Origin of the sequence: Marinomonas phycocola (assembly GCF_047525455.1) — a bacterium.
GTDB lineage: Bacteria > Pseudomonadota > Gammaproteobacteria > Pseudomonadales > Marinomonadaceae > Marinomonas.
Genome location: NZ_JBLIXL010000002.1, coordinates 127,598 through 153,809 on the forward strand (window position 1 = coordinate 127,598; position 26,212 = coordinate 153,809).

The following is a 26,212-nucleotide window of genomic DNA, read 5'->3' on the forward strand; positions in this document are numbered from 1 at the left end:
GTCGTAAATGGACCTGCTAAAAGACCTATTAAATGCAAGATGCTCTGACCCTTTTGGGTGTCTTGGCTTAATCCCTAATCCATTAGGAAAAGGGCTTACTTTAACAGTATGGCAACCGAATGCAGTCAGTGTAATAGTTATTGGCCTAACGGATAATAAAGTGTTGGGCATCATGAAAAAAGTCGATGAGTCCGGTCTTTTCCAATTTACCTGGCCTCGACGCAGCAAGTATTTCAACTATCGAATTCGGGTTAGCTTTGAAGATCATGAGCTCACTCGTGTCGACCCATATCAATTTGTTAATGCCACCTTCACAGATTTAGAACATCACACGGCAAACTTGTATCAAAACCAAGGTGCAAACAAAGTCAGTGTCAAAATCAACTCTAAATTAAGTATTGATGGCACTCGCTTTGTTGTATACGCGCCTGCTGCACGCTCCGTAAGTGTGGTTGGTAACTTTAATGCATGGGATGGCAGAGCGCATCCAATGTCAAGTAATGGTGACGGTTTGTGGCGTCTATTTATCCCCGATGTTGGAGCAAAAGAGTCGTACAAATATGAAATCAGAGCCAGCAATGGCGAGTTGCTACCCCATCGTACAGACCCATATGCTCGCCACATTGAGCAATATCCTTCTTTCGCCAGCGTCACTTGGTTTGATCAACCTTATCAATGGCAAGACGATGATTGGATTAACCAAAGTAATGTAGACCACTACGAACTCCCTATGAGTATCTACGAAGTCCACTTAGGCTCTTGGCGTCGCACTGAAAACGAAGCGTTAACCTATTTGGAACTCAAAGACCAACTTGTGCCTTATGTTAAAGAAATGGGCTATACCCATGTTGAGCTACTCCCTATTACCGAATACCCATTCGATGGCTCTTGGGGGTATCAACCCGTTGGTTTATATGCCGTTACCTCTCGTTTTGGAACACCCGAAGAGTTTAAAGCTTTAGTTGATGCATTCCATTTAGCGGGAATCGGCGTCATCATGGATTGGGTACCAGCTCATTTCCCTGCAGACAGTCATGGATTAGGTAACTTTGATGGCACACCTCAGTATGAATACCCAGACCCTAAAAAAGGTTGGCATCCTGAATGGAATTCATATATTTATGATTTCGGTAAAGAACACGTTGTTAATTACTTAATAAGCAACGCTGTTTATTGGTTAGAAGAATTCCATATTGATGGCTTACGCGTTGATGCCGTCGCCTCCATGCTGTATTTAGACTATTCACGAGAAAGGGGTGAATGGACTCCAAATGTGGACGGTGGTAATCATAACTACGAGGCCATTGCATTTTTAAGAAAACTGAATGAAACGGTTTATCTAAATCATCCGAGATGCTTTACAGTAGCAGAAGAATCCACGGCTTTTCCTGGCGTGTCCAAGCCGACTTATATGAATGGACTTGGATTCGGTTTCAAATGGAATATGGGATGGATGAACGACAGTTTAGAGTACATATCTAAAGACCCAATTCATCGTACATATCATCATAGCGACATCAGCTTTAGCATGGTATACGCCTATGATGAACAATTTATTTTACCTCTTTCACATGACGAAGTTGTCCATGGTAAAGGCTCACTTATCGATAAGATGCCTGGAGACAGCTGGCAAAAATTTGCTAATCTTAGGGCCTATACATCCTTTATGTTTATGCACCCAGGGAAAAAACTCAACTTCATGGGTAATGAAATAGCTCAGGGCCGTGAGTGGAGCCATGAAAGATCATTAGATTGGCACCAACTCGACATTGACCTACATAAAGGACAACACGCCCTTACTAGAGATTTAAACCGCCTCTATCAAAATGAATTAGCTTTACAATTAGATCACTCAGGAGATGGGTTTGAATGGTTATGCCATGACGATGCGTCCAACAGTGTACTAGCATTCTTACGAAAATCAAAAAACAGCAGTGAAATAATTTTAGTCGTAGCAAACTTTACGCCTGTCCCTCATGAATCATATCGCATAGGTACTCCTGTGGAAGGCCATTTTGATACTCTGCTTAACTCCGACGCTGCCGTATACTCAGGTAGCAATTTCCCAATCGCTTCTTCTTTTAAGACACAATCTATTGAAGCTCACGGAAAGGCATTAAGCATAGATGTGCAAGTTCCTCCTTTAGCAACGATTGTATTAAAGTGGCGCCCAAATCCACTGATTTGAACACCTCACTTTGTACTTTATTGGACATTAAATGATTAATAATTTTATCCAAGAAATAGGCAGTCCTAAACAATTAGGCGCTACTTTAACGGAAGATGGCGTTAACTTTGCCGTCTTTTCAAAACACGCAACACAGCTCTATCTTTGTATTTTCGAAGACGATAATGAAATTGCGACGCTAGAGATTCCAAACAAATCTCAGTCCATCTGGCATACAAAAATAAAAGGGTTAAACGAAAAACACACGTATGGCTTTCGTGCTGAAGGACCTTTTGATCCAAAGAAGCAACGTGTTTTTAACATTAACAAGCTACTAATGGATCCTTACGCAAAAGATTTTACAAATAAATTATATTGGCATCCTGACCAATCAGCGCTTGATCTAAATGGCAACATTAATGCAGCAGATTCAGCACACTGCGTCCCAAAATCCATTATATATCGCCCAACAAAACACGCTATTAACCGCCCAGAGAGAGCAAATATAGCGCCTAATAACCGCAGCATTTATGAACTGCATGTAAAAGGGTTCAGTCAGCAACTTGATATTGAAAGCTCTCTCAAAGGGACCTATTTAGGCGTCGTCAGTGATAACGGAATCAATCATTTAAAAACACTGGGTGTAACCACCATACAACTAATGCCTTGCTTTAGTTTCACCTCAGAAAGTCGTCTTACAGAACAGGAACTCAGCAACTACTGGGGATATAACCCAATCAGTTTCTTTGCACCAGAAAAAAGCTACGCATTGAACGACGCAATTACCGAATTTAAAACGATGGTAGATAAACTCCGTTCTGCGGGTTTTGAAATCATTCTTGATGTTGTTTATAACCATACAGCTGAAAGCGAATTACACCAATCCAGCGTTTGTTATAAAGGTCTGGACAACTCGACGTATTATCGTCATGAAAACGGTCATTATCTGAATTACACAGGTTGCGGTAACTGCGTAGATACGTTTCAAGACATTAGCATACGCTTAGTGATGGACAGCATGCGCTATTGGGTTGAAGAAATGGGAGTAGACGGTTTTCGCTTTGATTTAGGTGTTGATCTAGGTCGCACTCAACATGAGTTTTCTCCTAAAGCACCATTACTACAAGCCATATTACAAGACCCTATTCTACGCGATACCTGTTTAATCTCTGAACCATGGGACATCGGTCCAAATGGCTATCAAGTTGGACAATTTCCTAATGGTTTCTTGGAATGTAATGATCAATATAGAGATACACTAAGACGTTTTTGGCGAGGCGATGAAGGCCAAGCTCAGGCCTTAGCCACTCGTTTAATGGGGTCACGAGATGTGTTCCATAAAGGTGCTAAAAGTGCATTAACCTCTGTGAATTATATTACTTATCATGACGGGTATACATTACGGGATCTTGTTTCTTATCACTGTAGACACAATCAAGCAAATATGGAAAACAACCGCGATGGTCATGGCGACAACATAAGTCAAAATTTTGGCTTTGAAGGCGTTACAAATAACATTGAAATAAATAATAATCGCTTAAATCAACAAGTATGCATGCTTGCGACTCTGCTATTAAGTCAAGGAACTCCTCATATACTAGGGGGAGATGAATTATCCAATTCCCAACACGGAAACAATAACGCCTACTGCCAAGATAACCCTACCACATGGTTAAGCTGGGAACCCTCCACTGAACGAGTCACATTGACAAGTGCACTATCCCAATTACTAGCACTAAGAAAACAACACCCTATTCTCACAGAAGCCTATCTATCTGACGATCCACTTTACCAACACACTAAATGTGATACAGTTGAGTGGTTCAATGAATCAGGTAAATGGATGACAGAGGACGATTGGCATGAACAAGAAAGAGGCTATCTCAGTTTAATAATGACAAGATCGACTAGCAATGGCCCTTCTCTCTGGATAGGTTTTTATAGGAAAGACATACCTACTAATATCGCTTTTCCTAAAGGAGTAAAAAGTATTCGCTCAATGTTTCAAACCGATGGTGTTCATTTACAAAACGACAGTATCGCATGCTCATATCGGAGTGTTTTTGTAATGGAAATTCACCATTAATAAAATAATATTGCGTTAAGCTCACTTTCTATTGTGTGTGGCTTAACGCATTTCCCCAAACCATAAACAAGCCATTACAAGTAAATGGTATTTAGTCACATAATATTAAGTTGCACTGTTAGTATGGTCGATTAAATTCAAACAACCAGTCAGAATAGGATATTGAGTGAACGATATAATTACACCCGATTTTACCAATCTTGATAAATCGGAGGAGAGGGAGTCTAAAAAAAATTCTCAAAAAAAGATTTTAATCATCAAAGGCCTTACTGAAATGCGCTTCATGCTTAAATCTCTGGTATCGAGTTTGGGATACCGTCACGTCGATTTAGAAACAACAAGGCAAGGTGTTCTAAAAGCGGTGATGGGCAAGCACTATGATATTGCCTTTTCTAATTATAATTTAGGCAGCTCTATTGATGGGCAACAGATCCTAGAAGTAACTCGAAAAACCTATGCTTTAGATCACTCAACGGTCTTCATAATGATTACAGCAGATACGGCTTATGAAAATACCTGACAGCTACTTAGTAAAACCCTTTCCTCCTGACGCATTTTTGCACCGCTTAAAAAAGACGGTCGAGCCAGTAGCCTTTCAGACGCTAAAGAACTCACACTCAAAAAATTACTCGGTCTATTGTAATCAACTAAGCTAAGTAATTTATCTATCACCCTAGATTGCATTTAACTGTCGTCGCCTTTGAACTATTATTATGTCTCTACATCCTTTTGAACACTTAACACCACATTTTATTCTTGATGCCGTTGAAAGCACGGGCGTTTTTTCAGATGCTAGAATTTATCCACTAAACAGTTATGAAAATCGTGTTTATCAAATAGGTATCGAAAATGCCTCTCCTTTAATTGCAAAGTTTTATCGCCCAAACCGCTGGTCTAAAGAACAGCTAATGGAGGAGCACAATACCCTATTACAATTAAAAAAAGCAGGCGTTAATGTGGTTTCTCCGATTGAGTTTACTGGGGAAACATTACTCTCCCATAAAGGGTTTCGCTTCTGCCTTTACAATAAAATACAAGGTCAATCTCCGGATGCAGACAATATGGATCATTTATTTAAAACTGGCGAACTTATTGGCGCAATGCATAGAGAAATGCAGCCTCTCTCCTTACATTATAGAAAACCGTTAGCTCCGTTAGACATCATAAAGGAGGCTTCTGATAAAATTGCTAACAGTAATCGGATCCAAAACAGGGTTAAGCCTATTTATAAAAGGCTAATCGACGACATCACGGTAAAGGCAACACAATCATTGACGACCCACTGGCCTGAAACATTGCACCTCATACACGGTGATTGCCACCGTAGCAATTTATTGTTACATGATGATCAACTGTCTCTATTAGATTTCGATGATTGTACTCTAGGGCCACAAGTTCAGGATATTTGGTTGCATTTATCTGGTGATTTGTCGATGCAAAAACAACAGTTAAGTGAATTGATCGAAGGCTATGAATGCCATCACTCATTTGACCATTCTCAATTGACGTTAATAGACCCATTAAAAGCCATGAGAATAATACAATACAGTGCTTGGCTTCATGATCGCTGGGAAGATCCAGCCTTTCCGAAAGCATTTCCTTGGTTCGCTTCTGAAGACTATTGGGCAAACCATTTATCTCAGCTTAAGGAATGCCTAAACCAATGGGGAGAGCTTTCACATTAGAAAACGCCTCTCCTTTATGAAATACATCTTAGTTAATAAAATCTAAAATGATACTGGCTCACAGGACAACACTTCAATAAGAGAAAAGCGACCTTCTATTAAGGCGCTTTTCTCTTTTCTTTTAAGTTGTTTAATTTGATACTCAACCTTCAATGCGTCACTCTGGGAGCCGATACGTTCTTGCCACATCAAAGTTAAAGGCCCTTTTCCTTTCAAATATTTCGCCCCTTTTGCGGTACCTTGATGCTCTTTAAAACGCCTATTTACATCCGTTGTAATACCTGTATAGAAAGTATTTAATCGTGTTTGAATAATATAGACACTCCAATTCGACATATCTTCTACCTACTTTTTACTATTTTCCAATCTGTAAATACTAAGACAATACCATAAACAGTGTACTGGCCGTGGCCATTCCCATCACATAATTGAATACCCTTTTCCGAATTGGGTTTGTCAAAAAACGACCTATAGATACACCCAACCCTGCCCAAATACTGATCGCAGGAAAGCCCATCAACGCAAATAACACAACAATCCAAATACCCGATAATATATAAGCCTCTCCCGCTAAGCTAAAAGTACTCACACAACCTATCGCCATCATCCATGCTTTTGGATTAACAAATTGAAATAATGCGGCTTGCCACCATAATAAAGGCTTCGCTTTATTATCCAATTCATTGCTTTCAAATGAATCGCCTGCACTCACTGGTGCAAAGGTTATCTTCCAAGACAACCATAAAAGGTAAACAACACCCAACCATTTCAGCACTTCATATAAAACAGGAAATACACTAAATACAATACCTAACCCTGTTAAAACAGACGTAATCAGTGTCGCCATTCCAATCAAAATACCAAACATATGAGGCACGGTTCTTAAAAAGCCAAACTGCGCCCCTGATGCCAATAACATAATGTTATTCGGTCCAGGAGTAACCGACATAACGAATGCAAATACGGCTACAGAAGTAAAAAATGCCCATTCCATTTATGACCTCCCTTTAAAAGTAAACAGTTCCAATAGCAAATAATGCACCTTCCCTTTTGCAACTTCATTTCGAATGTTTTCACTCGACATAGCTATGTCGTCATAACGCGAAGGATCCAGACTGCTGAGCTGTTTGCGGGTCGTGTATTTCCCAGTGATTTCTTTAATATAATTTAACACTGCTATGATGAACATTTTTAACCGCCTCCAAACATCTGTTTAAGTTAGAAAAAAAGTTTAGTTTGATAACCGACAACAATACAGACATAGAAAAGAATAATTAAAACCATACAGATCACATCTTATTCATCTGTATTTGAATATATCATGTATTGTGTATGGTTATTTAATACAAAATGGCTTAATTTTCCTTTAAGGTAGATACAGATACAGATACAGATACAGATACAATCTTTGGAAGACGCTTATGACTCTTTATGAAACACTTGCCAATCATCTAAAAGAATACATTCAACAAGGATTATTCCCTATCGGCTCCAAACTCCCCTCTGTCAGGCAGCTGTCTCATGAACACAATGTTAGCCTATCAACGGTTCAAGAAGCGTATCGACAACTTGAATTAGAGGGTATGGTAGAAGCCAAACCAAAATCTGGCTATTTTGTTCGAAAAATAGAAATACGAACACCACTACCTACCACATCAAGACCACCACAACGTCCCATGGAAGTGTCTCAATGGGAAGAAGTCTTAAATCTATTATTAAATAGATCTGAAAAAGGCACTATACAATTGCAACATGCTATGCCTGATATGACCTCAAGCAGCTTAAAGCCTTTATTAAAAAAACTAGGGGATCTCAGCAGACACAGACCAGATTTAGGGTTGCCTTATGGCGATATACGAGGCTCTGCTGAATTGAGAGAGCAGCTTGCTCGCTTAGCCGTTGCATCAGGCTGCTTACTTCACCCTGACGACCTTGTTGTGACATCGGGCTGCCAAGAGGCGTTATCCGTATGTCTGCGTGCAGTTACTCAGCCTGGAGACATCGTTGCTATAGAATCCCCCAGTTTTTACGGGTCCATGCAAGCGATTAAAGCCGCCAACTTGAAAACCATGGAACTTCCAACCCACTCAGAAGATGGCCTCAGTTTAGAAGCTCTTGAATTAGCATTAGATCAATGGCCCATAAAGGCTATTTTAATTACCCCAACTTGCAATAATCCAATGGGGTATTCTCTATCTGAAGAAAAGAAAAAACGTCTGTATTTATTGGCGCAAAGCTATGATATTTGCATTATTGAAGACGATGTTTATGGTGACGTCTCTTATGATTTTCCTCGTCCAAAAAGCATAAAAGCGTTCGATGAAGATGGACGAGTATTATTATGCTCCTCTTTTTCTAAAACCATTGCACCGGGTCTAAGAGTCGGTTGGATTGCACCGGGACGGTATCGAGACAAAGTCACTCATATAAAATACGTTAGTAGCTCCATGTGCCCGACATTACCCCAACTTGCTATTGCTGATTTCATTAAAACAGGAGGTTATGAAAGACACGTACGACGTATGCGCCTGCAATACCAGCAAGGGCGAGACCATTTTTTAAAAGCCATACAAACGTATTTCCCCAAAGGAACTCGTGTTAGCTATCCTAAAGGAGGGTTTGTTTTATGGGTTCAACTTGATAGTTCAATTGATGTAGTGAAACTCGCGGAAGCTGGACGTAAACATAATGTGAATATTGCACCTGGCGTCCTTTTTTCATCGACAGGTAAATATCGAAACTGCATGCGTTTGAATTTTACCGATCACAACGTCACCGAACGCGAAGATGGTATAAGGAAGCTGGCTTACATCATTAATGAGTACTCGTAAAAATCAATGATACGATCAAAGTAGAGCCACCGGCCTATCTTTATAAAACTTAAGTAATATTTTGTTTTTTATTTTTAAAGCACTATACTTGATGAATATTTACTCAGGATCAGGAGGAGATTAACCGTATGAGCATTCAAATTAATTCTTCATCAAACTTTATAAACAGCGGAGCGTCTTCTGCGATCTCAAAGTCTAATGAACAGCTTGCAAGCGGACGTCGTATTAATGGTGCATCGGATGATGCTGCGGGGTTGCAGATTGCTAACCGTCTTACTTCTGAAATAAATGGAGACCAACAGGCCGTTTCTAATATTATTAACGGTGACTCCATACTACAAACAGCCAGTGGTGGCTTAAATCAAATTACCGACAACTTACAGAGATTGCGAGAATTAGGCATTCAATCTGGTAATGGCGCATTAAATACGAGTGATAGAGAAGCGATTCAAGCTGAAGCAGCAGGCATTTTAAGTAGCATTCAAGACACAATAGACAGCACCAAATTTGGAGGAGAAGAACTGCTCTCTCAAGATTCAAGTTTGTCTTTCCAAGCAGGAGCTGAAGCAGGCAACACGGTGAATGTCTCAACGTATGATGTAAGTGCTCAGTTCAATACAGCAGGGTTATTCAGTGTCGACTTCACTGACCCGGCAGCATTGACAACGTCATTGGCCTCTATAGATTCCAGCCTAGAGAATGTCAGTTCAATACAATCTGAATATGGTGCAGCGCAAAATACTTTTAGTAGCCGAGTCGATTCGTTATTAAGCGCTCAAGAGAATCAGTCAGCTGCGCGTTCTCGAATTCAGGATGCAGATTATGCTTCGACTATTTCTGATCAAATCACCCAGAGCATTTTAGAAAAATCGTCTGTAAGCATACAAGCTCAAGCCAATGTATCTAACAGCAGAGCATTAAATTTGCTTACATCTTAAGCTCTAAATAAACACATTTCAGAAAGACGCCTCATTTGAGGCGTTTTTTATGTTTTTTCATCATTACTCTCTATCTATAAAGAATTATATTCTCTCTCTATTTTTTCTATAACATAAAATTACACATACAATAAAACCCTCATACCATTAAGAGAATAAAATCCACTCATCATCCTTTTTTATAAAAAACTATACATATCAATAACTTATAGCGGATTACTTTAATTCAGAGAGATGATAGTATTTCCATTGATGAAATATCTCGCCAAGTTGGCCTTTCAAAAACCCCTTGTTGGCGCAGAATTCAGAAGTTAGAACAACAGGGCTATATTAAAAAACGTGTGGCATTACTTGATGCTGAAAAGTTGAATTTGAATGTCTCCGTCTTTGTTCAAGTAAAAACGAATCATCATGATAAAAATTGGTTAGAACTGTTTTCTAAAACAGTTGCTCAATTTCCAGAAGTGATTGAATTTTACCGAATGGCAGGCGAACACAACTATTTATTACGTGTTTTAGTCAGTGATATTCAATCCTACCATCGTTTTATAAGAAATTAATAGCGGAAACTTCGCTAACCGATATGACATCTAATTTTTCGATGGAACAAATAAAGTACACTACCGAGCTACCGCTCTCTATGAATTCAAGTGAGCAGTAGCCTACATTAGGATACGACTCACTATGAACAATACAAATGCAGCAGATTACCTTTCAGAGCACCAAAAGCAGACATTACTACACATTCGTAACAATATTATCGGAGACAATACGTATACAAAAACACCGTTTGGAGAGCGTAAACTCACTTATGCAGACTATACTGCATCAGGCAGAAGCTTAGCCTTTATAGAGAAAAGCATTACTCAATCAGTTTTGCCTTTTTATGCAAATACTCATACAGAATCAACCATCACAGGCAAACAAACGACTCGTTTTCGTGAAGACGCCCGTGAAATAATCCGGAAAGCAGTTAACGCAACGTCTGACTATTTCGTCATATTTTGTGGGTCAGGTGCAACTTCAGCGGTTAATAAACTGATTTCAATGATGAACTTTCCTCTTTTAAAAAGCCAACACGGAGTTAATCCCGTTGTTTTTATTGGCCCATATGAACATCATTCAAATGATTTGCCATGGAGGGAGTCAAGTGTTGATCTGGTTCGCATTTCAGAGTCTCCTTCAGGTGGATTAAACCTAGCTGAATTGAAAAACGAGCTTATTCGTTATAAAGACAGACCAATTAAAATCGGCAGTTTTTCAGCCGCATCCAATGTAACAGGCATCAAAACGGACCAAAATTCAGTCAGCGCTTTACTCCACCAATACAATGCCTTGTCATTTTGGGACTTTGCAGCGGCCGCACCCTATGTTGATATCGATATGAATCCCCAAGAAAATAGCTTACATTATAAGGATGCCATTTTCTTTTCATGCCATAAATTTATTGGCGGTCCCAGCACTCCAGGCATATTAGTTATTAAGAAAAGCCTAATCAATAACAGTACCCCTTCTATTATAGGTGGCGGCACGGTGTCTTTTGTTAGCCAAAATATTCACTCTTATTTGGACATCAGTGAAGCCCGTGAAGAAGGAGGAACACCCAGTATTATTGAATCGATTAGAGCGGGGATGGTATTTAAGTTAAAATCAGACATCGGTCCACATACTATAGAAAGGCTTGAAGAAGAATACGTTAATCAAATAGAGGATCGTTGGAGAAACCACTCGACTATAGAGTTATTAGGTGTCAATACTCGCAATCGCTTAACCATAACCTCTTTTAGAATACATACTAAAGAAGGCTATCTGCATCATGACTTTATAGTAGCGCTTTTAAACGACTTATTTGGACTTCAGGTACGTTCTGGATGCTCTTGCGCAGGCCCTTATGGGCACGATTTATTAAACATAGATGACAAAAAATCCTCAAAAATAATTTCGGCATTAAGCACAGGCAATACAATCATCAAACCAGGCTGGGTAAGGTTTAATTTAAATTATTTTTTACCACAAGAAGAAGTAGATTTTATTTTTAGTGCCATTGAATTTGTGGCCGAAAATGGCGCTATTCTGCTGCCTTTCTACCAATACGATACCATAAATGATATGTGGCTTTTTCAAGGCGCCTGCATGGAAACACAATCATTAGATGATATTTACCGTATTAAGTCCGAAGAAGCCTCAGAAGTCACTCTTGAGCAAAAAGTCGCACTCTGGAATTCTTATCTAACCGAAGCCAACAACCTTATCGACAAAAATACGCTAGGCATTTATAACAAGTATCATCAACCCTTTAACGACTCTTTGCATGAACTTAAAGATTTCATTTTAGCTAACAGTCCTAGTATAGAAAAACACAAACATATGGTGGGTTAATTCGCTCTAAATTAATTTAAATATCAAAGAGATGCTATAAAAGCAGCAGAGCCCTAAAATGCACTCGCTGTTTTTATAGCACTCTCTCATACCATCAAACCATTATTACTTGCTATAAACACAAACCAAAAAAGGAACTTAAAGGCAGTAATACAATTTATAAAAAAGTCATGATAGATAATAAAATATAAGCCTATAATACGTCACTTCTATGACTCATTTGGACTGTGACATGACTGCAAATTCATCTTCACCCGATACGACCTCACCCAAAAAACGCCAGTTATCCGCAATGGAATTTACGTTTCTTACGGCTACTTTAATGTCAATTGTTGCGGTATCTATCGATGCACTTTTACCCGCACTTGGCATCATTTCTAACGATCTCATGGTAGAAGACCCAAACCGCACTCAATTAATCATAAGCATGCTTTTTCTTGGCATGGCACTTGGGCAATTAGTTTGTGGGCCATTGTCAGATTCTATGGGCAGAAAACCCATTCTTTACACAGGGCTTGGCATTTATTTAATAGGCACCATTTTTTGCTATATGGCAACCGATTTGGATTCCTTATTGATTGGCCGATTTATTCAGGGGCTCGGTGTCGCAGGCCCTTATATATCAGCCATATCCTTAGTACGAGATCAATACAAAGGCAATGACATGGCAAAGATCATGTCTCTCGTCATGATGATTTTTATTCTTGTTCCTGCTTTAGCGCCATCCATTGGACAAATCATTCTGCTTTTTAGTCACTGGCACGGCATTTTTGTTTTATACATGCTCTATGCTTTTATTATTTTTCTTTGGATATACACTCGCCTAGATGAAACTTTACCGAAGGAAAAACGCATTCCATTTACCAAAGACGGTTTTATTCATGGATTCAAGGAAGTGGTCACAAATAAATCCACCGTGAGTCTAACCATTGCTATGGGGACCATTTTTGGTTGTTTAATTGGGTATCTCAATTCATCTCAGCAAATTTTCCAAGAACAATTCAACACAGGAAAACTGTTTAGCGTGTACTTTGGTGTCTTAGCATTATTACTAGGCGTAGCGTCATTAATGAATTCTCGATTTGTGCAACGCCTTGGAATGCACCTTATTGCGACTCGTGCCTTTAAAGCCGTCATTTTAAGCTCATCCATCTTCATTGTCATTCAGCTTTTTGTCGAAATACAACTGTGGATGTTTATGCTGTATGTAGGCAGTTTATTTTTCAGTTTCGGACTGATTTTTGGCAACTTAAATGCCATGGCTATGGAACCAATGGGACACGTTGCAGGTATCGCTTCAGCCGTTATTGGCTCAACGTCATCCATAATGTCACTCACAATTGGAACAATCATTGGTCAATTATACAATGGCAATACGATACCCATGACGATTGGCTTTTTGATCATGGGCAGCTTAGCGTTGTCCCTACTAATATACGCAGAAAAGCACAAGTCCCCACAGGCAATAGACTAAGCAACTTACAGCGATACAAACAGATGCTGTAAAACGCCTGTTACAATCATTCACTACTCTTATAGAATATGGGAGGAGTTATTTGATCTGATGTTATAATCTACGTTTATAACCTCAGATCTTCATTGTACTTTTGTATAATGTAATGTGATAATTTTTCACAACAGCTACGCATTACTGATGACTTAATAAGAACCAGGATAACACCATGACAAATCTAAAAATCAACATCGTATCTGATGTAATGTGCCCATGGTGCATTATTGGTTACAAAAATTTAGAAAGCGCATTAGGTGATATCAAAAATGAAATAACGGCAGACATTAGCTGGCATGCTTTTGAATTAAATCCAGATATGCCTATCGAAGGGCAAGGCATAAAAGAGCACCACCAAGAAAAATATGGATTAACGGAAGAACAAGTACAAGAGAACAACCAGCAAGTTATAGACATGGGTAAAGAATCAGGGTTCCATTTTAATTTTGATGACAAACACATCATGATTAATAGTTTTAATTGCCACCGTTTATTAACATGGGCCAAAATTTATAATAAGCAAACTGAACTCAAACTGGCGATGTTTCGCGCTCATTTCTCGGACGGCGTATTTCTCAATCAAGAAACGTCGTTGTTGAATGTGGTCCACTCTGTGGGTCTAGATAGAGAAGAAGCAAAAACACGGCTAAGTAACGACGATTTCGCAAAAGAAGTCAGAAAAGAACAATCTCGGATGCATCAACTGGGAATATCCTCTGTTCCCACTTTTATCATCAACAACCAATACGCCATCACTGGTGGACAATCTAAAGACGCCTTTAAACAAGCACTCACTCAAGTCAGCCAAGAAATAACTAAAGGTGCATAAGCAATAGAAAGCAACAGGCATTCACTTTAACTTTAGTCGGAATAATAACTGTTACTAAGGTGAACACTCAATTAAATAACACAGTGTATACCGAGCCTATAAAGGCAAATTACTAGCCCACCCCTTCGCCATCTCCATAGCGACATTTCTATAATCGGTGTTTTTGCTGCTTTCATCTCTTTGGAGACAAAAGTCTGAGTGCCCATTAAAAATGGAAGCCGCAAGCTGCCTTCCTCCCATGGTAATACCTGTGTTTTTTTGCATGCCTTAATTCGGTAAACTGTTCGCATTAGGCCAACAGACAATGCCAGCACCAATACCAGAAAGAGCAGAAAATCGCTCATAAACAACAGCATCAAATCCGGCCTTTTTTAGAAAAATAGCCGCACTTAATCCCCCAACGCCTCCACCTAAAATGCTAATTTTCATTTGCGACACCACCTTTACTGCATTAAGTTAAACACTGAAACAAGTTACAAATAAAACCATGGATATTAAATTCTTGGAAATATACTCCATGAAAATAAGATCCATGGTGTATATCTACATAAAAATTAACTTCTCATTTTTTTTAATAACAAGGACAGCGTTTCCATTTCACTTTCATCTAACTTCGCCATAGGAGACAGGCCTTGATCCATCAGTTCTTTTCCTAAACACATAGATTCGAGACCTAAAGTGGTTATTTGAATATGCACCAAGCGCTGGTCTTCGACATTACGCACCTTCATTATTAGCTTCTTTTCCATCAATTTATTGAGCAAACGAGAGACATTAGACATAGGGTCAAACATTTGTGTCTTTATCTGACTTACTGTCGCTTGTTGGTTTTCCGATTGGGCAACAATCGACAATACTTTTAATTGTTGTGCAGTGAGATCCAAAGGCTCTAATTCACGCGAGACATTGCCATTTAGCCATTGAGCCGTTTGCAAAAAAGATATTGCCACATCTTTATACATAGCAGTTCCTAAAAAGAAGTTAAGCGACAAAATACAATCCATGAATTATAAAGTCAAGGAAGCAATATCAAATTTATGATACATACTCTATCAGTGAGTCTTAGAAGTATGTATCAATCAGCCGCTTTACTGCTCTAAATAAGTGTTGGTCAACCAGACAGTTCGATAAGGAGACAACAGAATTACTTCTGTCAAATTGTCAATTGGCTGGCCGGATATTAAGTCAAACCAGTCATCGGTTGAAATGAGATTCAACTCGCTAAGACGTAACTCAACAGGCTCTTTCGTGATATTACTCACACAAAAAATGCTTTGTTTACGGTCCGAACTTTGTCGCCAAAAGCCAAACAAACTTAACCCTAAATGTAAAACAAACTGAATCGCATTAGGATGGAATGCAATCTGTTTTTTACGAATATCAATTAGGGACAGCATTCTCGACAAAACGCTGTAATGAGGGCTTTTCTCATTACTCAGATGAGCCTCTAATTGATCGTAATCCCATCTATGACGGTTTATAGAGCGATTATGATGAGTATTTTTTAATTTTTCATAATCATTCCGTGTCCCCAACATACTGTGAATATAAATTCCTGGGATACCCTCTAAACCAAACATAATCGTATGAGCACAAATAAACCGCTCCAACCCCCACTTATCTTCTCCCTCAACGGTTCCTTGCAAAGCATCAAATAAAGAAATATTCATTTCATAGGCTTTTTGCTCTCCCGATTCCGACGTACGCCATGAAATCCGACCGCCAAAATTTTGCATGGCATTCACTAATGTATTTAACTCCAAGTCACTCAAAAGCCCTTCAGCAGGCCTCAGACCAATACCATCGTGTGACGCAATAAAGTTAAAGTAGCAAGTACCATTTTGAGCAGGAGGCATACTCATTAACCAGCGTTTTAAATACAAGCAATTGCCGGTAATAAGAGTATTAAGTAACAAAGGTGGTAAGGAAAAGTTATAAATACAGTGAGCTTCATTCGCATTACCAAAATACGTCAAATTTTGCGTATTAGGAACATTGGTCTCTGTAATAATAATGGCCTCTGGCTCAGCGTGCTCCACTAACGTTCTCAATAACCTAACAACCTCATGAGTTTGAGGTAAGTTAATCGAAGAACTGTTTAACTCTTTCCATAAAAATGCCACAGCATCCAATCTAAATATGCGAACTCCTGCATCAAGATATTGTCGAATGATGGATACAAATGTCAGTAATACATCCGTATTTCTAAAGTCCAAATCCACTTGGTCATGACTAAAAGTACACCATACATGCTGTAAACCGTGCTCGGTATCTATAGGGCGTAACAGTGGGCTAGTACGTGGGCGCACTACCTTAGATAAATCATCATCTGGGCTAGCTGTATAAAAATAATTGTGACCTTTCCCCTCCCCTTTAATAAAATTTTCAAACCAAACCCCTCGACTAGAACAATGATTAATCACCAAGTCAGACATCAGGTTTCGTTTGCTTGCAATGTTACTAATATCGCTCCATTCGCCCAAGGATTCATTAACACTGGAGTAATCAATTACCGAAAAACCATCATCGGAACTGTAAGGAAAAAATGGCAAAATATGCACACTATTGATGCTTTTACCAATATGACGATCTAAAAACTTATCCAATGTTTTAAGTGGCTTTACACCTTCTTCCAGTAAACTGTCTCCATATGTGATAAGAATCATATCTTTTTGAGACCAATGATTTGCATAGGGCACAGGATCAGCACAACCCTCGTTAAGCCGCATCATCTCAATCAAGTCTAAACTCAATGCTTCATAGCTGGAATGCATCGCAATACCATCATAGATCACGGCAAGCTGTTGCTGCAGCTTTTCAGAAAGTTGCGTCAATATAGCCATAACTACCATTCCTCTCTACATGAGTGATTCGCTTTCTTTAAATTCTTGATAATCCTCTTCCACGGCATTTTTTAACTCCTCTAGCACATTAGGCATTGCACTAATCACACGATTCCATGCAGGAATAAAAGGCGTTTCCATCGGATTATCTAGGAATTGTGTACCCGCTTGCATGATGTTTTTAGCAAACATTTCCACAGACTTCTCCTCTGTATGAATATCCAGTGTTAAACCATTAATAATCGCATCGTTTTTATAGGTTTCGATATAATCTAAAGCAATTCGGAAATACGTCGCTTTTATCGTTCGCATGGTTTCAGTATTAATCGTATAACCTTGAGTAGCTAATTTCCTAAAAAAGGCTTTGGTAATATCAATCGACATTTTCGATAGACCACCATTGTCATCTTCCAAGGACAAATCTTGGTGTTTATGGTCATATGAGTCCGCAATATCGACTTGACATATGCGATTAGACGCATAGTTACGATGCATTTCAGACAATACGCCAATTTCCAATCCCCAGTCACTAGGAATACGTAAATCCGTTAATACATCACGCCTGAAAGAAAATTCACCAGATAGGGAGTAACGGAAACTGTCCATAAAATCCAAATATTCGTTGTGCCCTAACACTCGCTTTAATGACTTTATTAAAGGAGTAACAAGCAAACGCGCGACTCGTCCATTAAGCTTGCCATCTGCAAATCGTGAATAAAATCCTTTGCCAAATTCATAGTTAAATTGAGGGTTAGCAACAGGATAAATAAGCCTCGCCAACAAATCTCTCTCATAGGTTAAAATATCACAATCGTGTAATGCAATGGATTCTGCTTTTCTAGAGGCTAGGACATAGCCCATGCAATACCAAACATTTCTCCCTTTTCCCAACTCGGTTGGAGCCAAACCCATCTTTTGAAGCTTTGCATCCAAGGCTTTTAAGCGAGGGCCATCGTTCCATAAAATTCGGTGATGCTGTGGCAACTTACTAAAAAAAGTAATGGCGTGTTTATATTGCTCTAGAGACGCTCTATCCAAGCCAATAACAATTTGCGACAAATACGGAACCTCTGCAATTTTGCTAATAATGTCAGGTAACGCCTCGCCCTCTAATTCAGAAAATAACGAGGGTAAAATCAAACCGAGAGGTCGTGTTTCTGAAAAAGTCGTTAATTCTGCTTCTAATTCACTGGTACTGCGTCTAGTCAAATTATGCAGTGTGGTCACGATTCCATTTTGATAAAAGTCCGCCATAACAATAACCCTATTGACTGTAATTAATAAAAAACTGTGTACTCAATCATTAACAATTGGTGATATTCAAACACCACAATGAAATACTAAACAAACCCCAAATTTGAATCTGACAAGATTGTCTCTACCGCTTCATTCCAACCTATTGGGCCAACACCTAATGTCTGAATAACCCTACTACGGCAAGTTAAAATAGGGAAAGCATGAACAGGCGAGCGAATTTGTACCGCCACATCCGCTTTTTCCAGCATTGAAGTGTCGTTTTCTCCATCTCCCAAAGCGACGGTTGTATTCACTTCCATAATCGACGATAACCATGTCATTGCCTGACCTTTATCCGTTACACCACTCACATGAACAAAGCGTCCTCCTTTAACAACGCATACACCAGCATCCTGCATAATCAAAGTGAATTCCTGCAGTTCTTCATCACTACCATGCCATTTGAGTGGCTCTCCGAAATGCCTTTTCGATGCAGCCTCCGCTTGTTCCAAACTTAGCCCTGTTTCATGTTGAATCTCGGGTATCGACATAGATGAAAACCCAGTGTACAAATGAGCAAAGTGGGACGCATGCGTTTCTAAAAGCATCAACCAATATTGACGAGGTTCTGTAAAGGTTTTTATATAATGGTCCCCATCATCATGCAGATCCAAAACAGACCTCATTTGATCAAATGAAGGATTAGCTAAAAAAGACAGCGGAATGTAAACAGCAGCACCATTTTCAGCAATAAAAGGTGAATCTAAACCCAACTTTTGACGAATAAAAATCAGCTCATCAAATGTCTTACTGGTGTTTGGAATAACGGGGATATTCAGTGATTTAAGTTTTTGCAACATCGGTATAGCGGCTGAAAAACAATAAGTATGATGATCTAGCAAGGTACCATCTAAATCGGTGAAAACAGCCATTGAAGAAGTAGTAATACCAGTCATTGTATTATTCCACGGGAGTGCAGTAATTTTGAATGAAGTAGATTAGAACGCAGCTTCATCATAAAAATGCATTTCGCACCAAATTGAATCAGAAAAACATCATCAACAACAACACGGAGCCAATGCAGTGCAAACCAACTAAAGTGTCCAAATAAATGCGTTTCTACTGCCAAAGCCTTATTAAACGGGGGGGTCATCACACTCACTTAACCTTAATCATTGATAATGACTCAGAACAAACAATTACTGTGCCAGTGTCATATTTTTTAAAAATGAATATAGAAAAGTGGTGAAGCTCAGATTAAAAATTCATATGATAAGCATATTAAATAATAATATAACGCGCCTAAATACAAACTTTAAAAGAGAATCTGTCTGACTTTACACGTGTTTATCGGCCTGGTCGTCCAATGATTGAACCGATGAATCTTTGGCAACAACAATAATGCCTTTTATTTTCTTATCTTTCTGTTTCGCCAAGGCTTGATAACCTGCTTGCTTGTTGGTTACACACAACAAAGTGATAAGGCTTCATGTATGCCACATCAGAGGCTTGTTATTAGTATAAGGTTGTCATACAAAACTCGCTTAGTTTTTTGATACTACACTCATTTCTTATATTGATTGTTTAAAGTGAGTGCAAAGTTAAGATAAATCTCAATTTACAACATAATTTATTATAGACGCCTTCTTATTGCGTCCTATTCTTTTTAAGAGTCTCTCTCAATTTTGTACAAACAATGGCGCGACATAGGATGATCTACAGGTAACGAAGGGTGATTAAAATCTTGCTGTTGATTCACCATACCAAGCTTCTCCATAACCCCTATAGAAGGCAAATTATCCAGTGTTGTAAAAGCATAAACGGCATTCAAGCCCAATGTTTGAAACGCAAAATCCAAAGACGCTCGTGCCGCTTCTAACGTATAACCTTTTCTCCAATGATTGGCCGAAAGCCGCCAACCTATTTCAACAAAAGGCGCATTGGGTATGTCTCCATTTTGATGGATCATGCCAACAAGACCAATACATTCACTTGTTGCTTTCAGTTCAACAGCCCAAAATCCCCAGCCATGTTGTGTAATATGATTTTGTAACTTTTTGACTAACGCATCGCTTTCTGCGCGCGTCAGTACAGCAGGAAAGTATTGCATTACCAGAGGGTCTGATGTCAAAGCCGCAAAAGGCTCTAAGTCACTTTCTTGCCACTGACGTAATATTAAGCGTTCACTTTCTAGTAAAATGATTTGCTCTACGGTCATATTCTATGCCTAATCGTGTTTTCATCCTTATTCTTTTAAAGGTTAACTCAAAGTTACACGTACTCAAAAGGTTAGCCTCCAAATAAGTTCAAAATAACAATGAAAAGAACAATGAAAAGAACAAAAAATAAAATAAAAAAATGCCCCAATAAATGGGGCAAAATGACAAAAGTTGATGGCTATTAAAACAACTTTAAAACGCGCTTTTCAACGTAGCGCTACGCTTCTATTTCAATATAAAATTACAAACGTTCAAACACGGTCGCTATGCCCTGTCCCATGCCGATACACATAGTAGCAAGCCCTAATTTTGCGTCTTTTTGCTGCATCACATTTAACAAGGTCGTCGCGATACGCGTACCAGAACAGCCCAATGGATGGCCCAAAGCAATCGCGCCCCCATTCAAATTCACTTTTTCGTCAACCTGTTTAAGCAATTTCAAATCTTTAAGTACTGGTATAGACTGCGCAGCAAAGGCTTCATTAAGCTCAACAACATCAATGTCTTCAATCGTCAAGTCAGCACGCTTTAGCGCTTTCTTAGTCGCAGGAACTGGCCCATAACCCATAATCGCTGGGTCACAACCCGCAACCGCCATACTACGAATACGCGCAATCGGCGCTAACCCCAACTCGATGGCTTTTTTACCAGACATCAAAATCATTGCAGAAGCACCATCTGACAATGCAGAAGAGGTGCCTGCCGTTACCGTACCTACTTTAGGAACAAAGACAGGTTTCAAACTGCCCAACGATTCCATAGACGTTTCTGGTCGAATCACTTCATCGTATTCAACTAACACCTTATTGCCTGCGCTATCATGTCCCTCTACGGGTATAATTTCATTATCAAAACGGCCTTCTAATGTCGCTTCTTGGGCTAAGCGATGAGATCTCACACCAAATTCATCTTGCTGTTCACGCGTCACACCGTGCATTTTACCCAACATTTCAGCGGTGACGCCCATCATCATTGACGCTTTTGCCATATGTTTTGATAGTGAGGGATTCACATCCACGCCATGCATCATAGACACATGTCCCATGTGTTCCACACCACCAACAATAAAGACATCGCCTTGGCCTGTCATTATCGCTTGTGCCGCTGTGTGTATCGCCGACATGGAAGAGCCGCATAAACGGTTTACGGTTTGTGCCGCAGAGGTCATGGGTAGACCACTTAACAAACTCACAGCTCGGGCAACGTTAAAACCTTGCTCCAGCGTTTGATTCACACAACCCCAAATAAGATCTTCTACGTCTTTTGGGTTAACATTTGGGTTACGAGCAAGCAAGCCTTTAACCACTGCGGCGGATAAGTTCTCCGCTCTTACATTACGAAACACACCATTTTTAGATTTTCCCATTGGGGAACGGGCAGCATCGATAACAACTACATCAGTTTCATTGAAATTCATTGATATTCTCCTAATCCTATTCTGACCAAAGGTTAAACGGCTGTGCCATAATACGTTGCATTGTTTTTCGCCATGTTACGCATGTTTTCAGTTGGCTCATACAATTTACCTAAATGGCGATAATTGTCAGCCAAGTCGCAGAAAGCCTGTAATCCCATTTGATCAAGATAATGCAAAGCACCACCTAAATACGGAGGAAAACCAATACCATAAATCAATCCCATGTCCGCTTCAGCAGGAGAGCCAACAATACCTTCTTCAACACAACGGACGGTTTCAATACACAAAGGAATCATCATACGAGCAATAATATCTTCTTCCGTAAACTCCGTTTTTGAATCCACTGTCTCTGCTAATATGGTATGAATGTCTTCATCGTACATTTTCTTTGGCTTGCCCTTTCTATCATTTTCATAACGATAGAAGCCCTTCTGATTCTTCTGACCAAAGCGCTTTTCTTCAAACAATTTATCAATAACATTCGTGCCCTCATGCTGCATACGATCAGGGAAACCCTGAGCCATCACTTCATCTGCATGAAACGCTGTATCCAAACCAACCACATCCAATAAGTAAGCGGGGCCCATTGGCCAACCGAATTTTTCCATTACTTTATCCACCAGTTGGAAATCTGCGCCTTCCTTCATCATGGCCGAGAAACCACCAAAATAAGGGAACAACACACGGTTAACTAAGAACCCTGGACAATCGTTAACAACAATCGGCGTTTTACCCATAGATTGAGCATAAGACACTGTACGGGCGATGGCGACGTCACTGGTTTTTTCACCACGGATAACTTCAACCAAAGGCATACGATGTACTGGGTTAAAAAAATGCATACCACAGAAATTTTCTGGGCGTTTCAAATCTTTTGCCAATTCGGTGATAGAGATCGTCGATGTATTGGATGTTAATATGGTGTCATCACTTATGTGATTTTCTGTTTCCGCTAATACTGCTTTTTTAACGTTAACGTTTTCAACAACGGCTTCTACCACTAAATCAACATGATCAAACTCACCATAGCTCAACGCAGGTGTAATGCCATTCAGTGCTTTCATCGCTTTATCAGATGTCATGCGACCACGAGATACTTGACCACTCAGTAACTTATTCGCTTCGCTTAGACCCAATTCCAATGCATCTTGGCGAATGTCTTTCATAATGATTGGCGTGCCTTTAGACGATGACTGGTACGCAACGCCCCCCCCCATAATTCCAGCACCAAGTACCGCTGCTTGTGTAACAGGTTCAGATCCTTTGGCGTATTTACTTGCCGTTTTTTTAATGTCTTGATCTTTAAGAAATAAGTTAACTAAGGCTTTTGCAACTGGGCCTTTTGCTAGTTTAATAAACCCTGCAATCTCTGTTTCCACCGCTTTTTCACGCTTTTGACCAATGACTTTTTCAACCGTCTTGATCGCTGCCATCGGTGCTGGGTAATGCTTACCCGCTTTCGCCCCAACCACACCACGTACTGATTCAAAAATCATCATTTTTTCAATCGGAGAAAACACCATTGGCGCGTTATTTTCTTCACGACGCTGTTGATAGTTTAATTTTCCATCAACCACTTGTTGAATAAGATGTAACGCTGACTCTAAAACATTCTCTTTTTCTACGACGGCATCCACAGCACCATCTTTCAAGGCATCCGCTGAACGCTTTTGACCAGCACCACAAATCCATTCACAAGCATTGTCCACACCTATCAATCGAGGCAAGCGAATTGTACCGCCCCAACCAGGATAAATGCCTAATTGCGTTTCTGGCAAACCAACTTTGGCAGAATCCGCCATCACACGATAATCACATGCCAAACACAACTCAAAGCCGCCACCTAAAGAAATACCATTAATCGCCGCCACTGTCGGGAACGGAAGATCGGCTATTTCATTAAACGTTGTGTGCACTTCCCTTAACTTGTCCGCTAACACAGACTCATCTAAGGTAAACCATGTGGTAAATTCAGTAATGTCTGCACCCACAACAAAAACGTCTTTCGCGCTATGAAATACCACACCAACCACATTGGATAATGTTTTGACCGTTTGTACCGCTTGACCCAATTCTTGCAATGTTACTTGATTAAACTTATTTACTGACTCGCCTTGCAAGTCCAAAGTAACCAGCACAACACCTGTCTCTAATTGAGATACTTTGACGGCTTTTCCTTCAAATATCATGTTTGTCTCCGATTTTTTATTTTTGAGAACCATCTACTTAGACTGGAACTAAACAAACACACCAAACGCAAAACGGCCTCTGGTGTCCTCAAACAAATTAAAGTGACTTCTCTAATTCAGGAACCGCATCAAATAAATCAGCTACTAACCCATAATCCGCCACTTGGAAAATAGGTGCTTCTTCATCTTTGTTAATAGCGACGATGACTTTTGAATCTTTCATGCCCGCTAAATGCTGAATCGCACCAGAGATACCTACTGCGATGTACAAGTCAGGTGCAACCGTTTTACCCGTTTGACCCACTTGCCAATCATTCGGTACAAAGCCCGCATCAACCGCGGCACGAGATGCACCAACAGCGGCCCCTAGTTTATCAGCTACTGCTTCAAGCAATTGGAAATTTTCACCGCTGCCCATGCCTCGACCACCAGACACAATAATACTTGCCGCCGTTAATTCAGGTCGGTCTGACTCAGCCAACTGTTCACTCACAAACTGGCTCTGAGTCGATTCAATAACTTGTTCCATAGCAACGATTTCAGCGCTGCCGCCTTGGGCAGACACAGGGTCAAATCCTGTAGCACGAATGGTTAACACCTTAATCGCATCCGTTGTTTTTACCGTTGCCAATGCATTGCCCGCGTAGATAGGACGCACAAATGTGTCTGCCCCAATAACCTCAACCACATCAGATAACTGTGCCACATTCAGCAACGCCGCCACACGAGGTAATAGATTTTTTCCTGTTGTCGTAGCAGGAGATAAAATATGCTCGTAACCTTCCGCTATATCAATGACTAATTTACTGATATTTTCCGCCAACTGATGTTCATATGCCGCGTTGTCCGCCACCAAAACTTTTTGAACAAACTCAACTTGCGACGCTTGCTCTGCAACAGATTGACATTGAGAACCCGCGATCAACAAATGAATATCACACTGAGTTTGAGACTGGATTTTTTGCGCTGCAGCAATGGTATTTAACGTACTGGGTTTTAATTCATTATTATCGTGTTCAGCAATAATTAATAAGCTCATGACAACACCTTCGCTTCATTTTTAAGTTTCTCAACAAGTTCAGCAATCGAACCCACCTTGATACCCGCTTTACGATCCGAAGGCGGAGCAACAGAAATAATTTCAACATTGGATTGAGTATTAACCCCCAACTCCTCTGCGGTTTTCACAGCGATTGGTTTTCTCTTCGCTTTCATAATATTTGGTAAGGAAGCAAACCGAGGTTCATTCAGGCGTAAATCAGTCGTTATAACCGCAGGTAATTTAATAGACAGCACTTGTAAGCCACCATCAATTTCGCGAGTTACTTGAGCCGCTCCATCTTCAATAACAACTTCAGATGCAAACGTCGCTTGTGGATAATCCAACAATGCTGCAACCATTTGACCCGTTTGGTTATTATCAGAGTCGATCGCTTGTTTGCCCATAATAATCATATCTACAGCTTCTTCTTGAGCCACTTTCGCAATCAATTTTGCCACAGCCAAAGAATCAAGACCGTCTTCTGTTTCAATTTGAATACCGCGATCCGCCCCTAATGCCAGCGCTGTTCGTAGTGTTTCTTGACAGGTTTTGGAACCAACAGAAACAACGACAACCTCAGTTGCTACGCCTTTCTCTTTTAAACGAATGGCTTCTTCAACCGCGATTTCACAAAATGGATTAATCGACATTTTTACATTGGCCAGCTCAACATCAGAGCGGTCTGCTTTTACTCGTACTTTTACGTTGTAGTCTACAACGCGCTTAACCGTGACTAAAATCTTCATAGAACCTCGATACACTTTATCAATTAGGTCGATCTCATTCCTAAGCTTACAACAAAAACATCATCGCAATCAGAACAAAATAAGAATCATAAATT

General features: G+C 39.8%; 24 protein-coding genes. 10 read left to right on the plus strand and 14 right to left on the minus strand.

Annotation, left to right across the window (positions count from 1 at the left end):
* The first annotated feature begins 7 nt into the window (after positions 1-7).
* The 4 genes from glgB to ACMUMJ_RS02395 all read left to right on the plus strand — a co-directional run bounded on the left by glgB (position 8) and on the right by ACMUMJ_RS02395 (position 5,938).
* Positions 8-2,188, plus strand: a complete 2,181-nt coding sequence (glgB, locus tag ACMUMJ_RS02380) for a 1,4-alpha-glucan branching protein GlgB (RefSeq protein ID WP_414677204.1) — start codon at positions 8-10, stop codon at positions 2,186-2,188.
* Positions 2,189-2,219: 31 nt separating this feature from the next.
* Entirely contained in the window at positions 2,220-4,253 is a 2,034-nt protein-coding gene (glgX, locus tag ACMUMJ_RS02385) for a glycogen debranching protein GlgX (protein ID WP_414677205.1), read from the plus strand.
* Between the two features lie 166 nt (positions 4,254-4,419).
* Positions 4,420-4,773 carry a response regulator gene (locus ACMUMJ_RS02390; RefSeq protein WP_414677206.1) on the plus strand — a complete coding sequence of 118 codons (354 nt, stop codon included), beginning with the start codon at positions 4,420-4,422 and terminating at the stop codon, positions 4,771-4,773.
* A gap of 193 nt (positions 4,774-4,966) precedes the next feature.
* Entirely contained in the window at positions 4,967-5,938 is a 972-nt protein-coding gene (locus ACMUMJ_RS02395) for a serine/threonine protein kinase (protein ID WP_414677207.1), read from the plus strand.
* Positions 5,939-5,980: 42 nt separating this feature from the next.
* On the opposite strand, the gene ACMUMJ_RS02400 is transcribed toward ACMUMJ_RS02395, so the two are convergent.
* From ACMUMJ_RS02400 to ACMUMJ_RS02410, 3 genes are read right to left on the minus strand one after another with little or no spacing between them, the layout of a single operon-like run.
* On the minus strand, positions 5,981-6,274 hold the full coding sequence (locus ACMUMJ_RS02400; protein WP_414677208.1) for a GIY-YIG nuclease family protein: 294 nt from the start codon (positions 6,272-6,274) through the stop codon (positions 5,981-5,983).
* A gap of 40 nt (positions 6,275-6,314) precedes the next feature.
* A complete protein-coding gene (locus ACMUMJ_RS02405; protein ID WP_414677209.1) occupies positions 6,315-6,932 on the minus strand; it encodes a LysE family translocator in 618 nt (205 codons plus the stop codon).
* Positions 6,933-7,127, minus strand: coding sequence for a hypothetical protein (locus ACMUMJ_RS02410; protein ID WP_414677210.1), 195 nt, complete (start codon positions 7,125-7,127; stop codon positions 6,933-6,935).
* A gap of 232 nt (positions 7,128-7,359) precedes the next feature.
* Between ACMUMJ_RS02410 and ACMUMJ_RS02415 the strand changes: the two genes are divergently transcribed.
* The 6 genes from ACMUMJ_RS02415 (at position 7,360) to ACMUMJ_RS02440 (ending at position 14,425) form a co-directional block, all read left to right on the plus strand.
* Positions 7,360-8,769, plus strand: coding sequence for an aminotransferase-like domain-containing protein (locus tag ACMUMJ_RS02415; RefSeq protein WP_414677211.1), 1,410 nt, complete (start codon positions 7,360-7,362; stop codon positions 8,767-8,769).
* A 128-nt stretch (positions 8,770-8,897) separates the two neighbouring features.
* Complete coding sequence (locus tag ACMUMJ_RS02420; RefSeq protein ID WP_414677212.1) at positions 8,898-9,707, plus strand: flagellin N-terminal helical domain-containing protein; 810 nt, start codon at positions 8,898-8,900, stop codon at positions 9,705-9,707.
* 341 nt (positions 9,708-10,048) lie between these two features.
* Positions 10,049-10,267, plus strand: a complete 219-nt coding sequence (locus ACMUMJ_RS02425) for an Lrp/AsnC family transcriptional regulator (protein ID WP_414677213.1) — start codon at positions 10,049-10,051, stop codon at positions 10,265-10,267.
* Positions 10,268-10,391: 124 nt separating this feature from the next.
* Positions 10,392-12,086, plus strand: coding sequence for an aminotransferase class V-fold PLP-dependent enzyme (locus ACMUMJ_RS02430; protein WP_414677214.1), 1,695 nt, complete (start codon positions 10,392-10,394; stop codon positions 12,084-12,086).
* 232 nt (positions 12,087-12,318) lie between these two features.
* Positions 12,319-13,560 carry a multidrug effflux MFS transporter gene (locus ACMUMJ_RS02435; protein ID WP_414677215.1) on the plus strand — a complete coding sequence of 414 codons (1,242 nt, stop codon included), beginning with the start codon at positions 12,319-12,321 and terminating at the stop codon, positions 13,558-13,560.
* Positions 13,561-13,768: 208 nt separating this feature from the next.
* Positions 13,769-14,425 carry a DsbA family oxidoreductase gene (locus ACMUMJ_RS02440; protein ID WP_414677216.1) on the plus strand — a complete coding sequence of 219 codons (657 nt, stop codon included), beginning with the start codon at positions 13,769-13,771 and terminating at the stop codon, positions 14,423-14,425.
* A 267-nt stretch (positions 14,426-14,692) separates the two neighbouring features.
* Here ACMUMJ_RS02440 and ACMUMJ_RS02445 read toward each other — a convergent pair whose 3' ends face one another.
* From ACMUMJ_RS02445 to ACMUMJ_RS02495, 11 genes are all read right to left on the minus strand, one after another.
* Positions 14,693-14,854: an NAD(P)-binding protein gene (locus ACMUMJ_RS02445; protein ID WP_414677217.1), complete on the minus strand. Its 162-nt coding sequence runs from the start codon at positions 14,852-14,854 to the stop codon at positions 14,693-14,695.
* A 125-nt stretch (positions 14,855-14,979) separates the two neighbouring features.
* On the minus strand, positions 14,980-15,387 hold the full coding sequence (locus ACMUMJ_RS02450) for a MarR family winged helix-turn-helix transcriptional regulator (protein ID WP_414677218.1): 408 nt from the start codon (positions 15,385-15,387) through the stop codon (positions 14,980-14,982).
* A 126-nt stretch (positions 15,388-15,513) separates the two neighbouring features.
* Positions 15,514-17,268, minus strand: a complete 1,755-nt coding sequence (locus tag ACMUMJ_RS02455) for an alpha-amylase family glycosyl hydrolase (protein ID WP_414677219.1) — start codon at positions 17,266-17,268, stop codon at positions 15,514-15,516.
* A 15-nt stretch (positions 17,269-17,283) separates the two neighbouring features.
* Complete coding sequence (locus tag ACMUMJ_RS02460) at positions 17,284-18,522, minus strand: glycosyltransferase family protein (protein ID WP_414677220.1); 1,239 nt, start codon at positions 18,520-18,522, stop codon at positions 17,284-17,286.
* Between the two features lie 86 nt (positions 18,523-18,608).
* Entirely contained in the window at positions 18,609-19,460 is an 852-nt protein-coding gene (locus ACMUMJ_RS02465) for an HAD-IIB family hydrolase (protein ID WP_414677221.1), read from the minus strand.
* A complete protein-coding gene (locus tag ACMUMJ_RS02470; protein ID WP_414677222.1) occupies positions 19,457-19,657 on the minus strand; it encodes a hypothetical protein in 201 nt (66 codons plus the stop codon). Before ACMUMJ_RS02470 ends, ACMUMJ_RS02465 begins: the two co-directional genes overlap by 4 nt.
* 513 nt (positions 19,658-20,170) lie before the next feature.
* Positions 20,171-20,722 carry a GNAT family N-acetyltransferase gene (locus ACMUMJ_RS02475; protein WP_414677223.1) on the minus strand — a complete coding sequence of 184 codons (552 nt, stop codon included), beginning with the start codon at positions 20,720-20,722 and terminating at the stop codon, positions 20,171-20,173.
* Between the two features lie 242 nt (positions 20,723-20,964).
* Positions 20,965-22,140: an acetyl-CoA C-acyltransferase FadA gene (gene fadA / locus ACMUMJ_RS02480; protein WP_414677224.1), complete on the minus strand. Its 1,176-nt coding sequence runs from the start codon at positions 22,138-22,140 to the stop codon at positions 20,965-20,967.
* Between the two features lie 32 nt (positions 22,141-22,172).
* Positions 22,173-24,329 (minus strand): fatty acid oxidation complex subunit alpha FadB, encoded by a 2,157-nt coding sequence (gene fadB / locus ACMUMJ_RS02485; protein WP_414677225.1) that lies wholly within the window; start codon positions 24,327-24,329, stop codon positions 22,173-22,175.
* A 97-nt stretch (positions 24,330-24,426) separates the two neighbouring features.
* Entirely contained in the window at positions 24,427-25,368 is a 942-nt protein-coding gene (locus ACMUMJ_RS02490; RefSeq protein WP_414677226.1) for an electron transfer flavoprotein subunit alpha/FixB family protein, read from the minus strand.
* Positions 25,365-26,117 (minus strand): electron transfer flavoprotein subunit beta/FixA family protein, encoded by a 753-nt coding sequence (locus ACMUMJ_RS02495; RefSeq protein ID WP_414677227.1) that lies wholly within the window; start codon positions 26,115-26,117, stop codon positions 25,365-25,367. Before ACMUMJ_RS02495 ends, ACMUMJ_RS02490 begins: the two co-directional genes overlap by 4 nt.
* Positions 26,118-26,212: the final 95 nt, after the last annotated feature.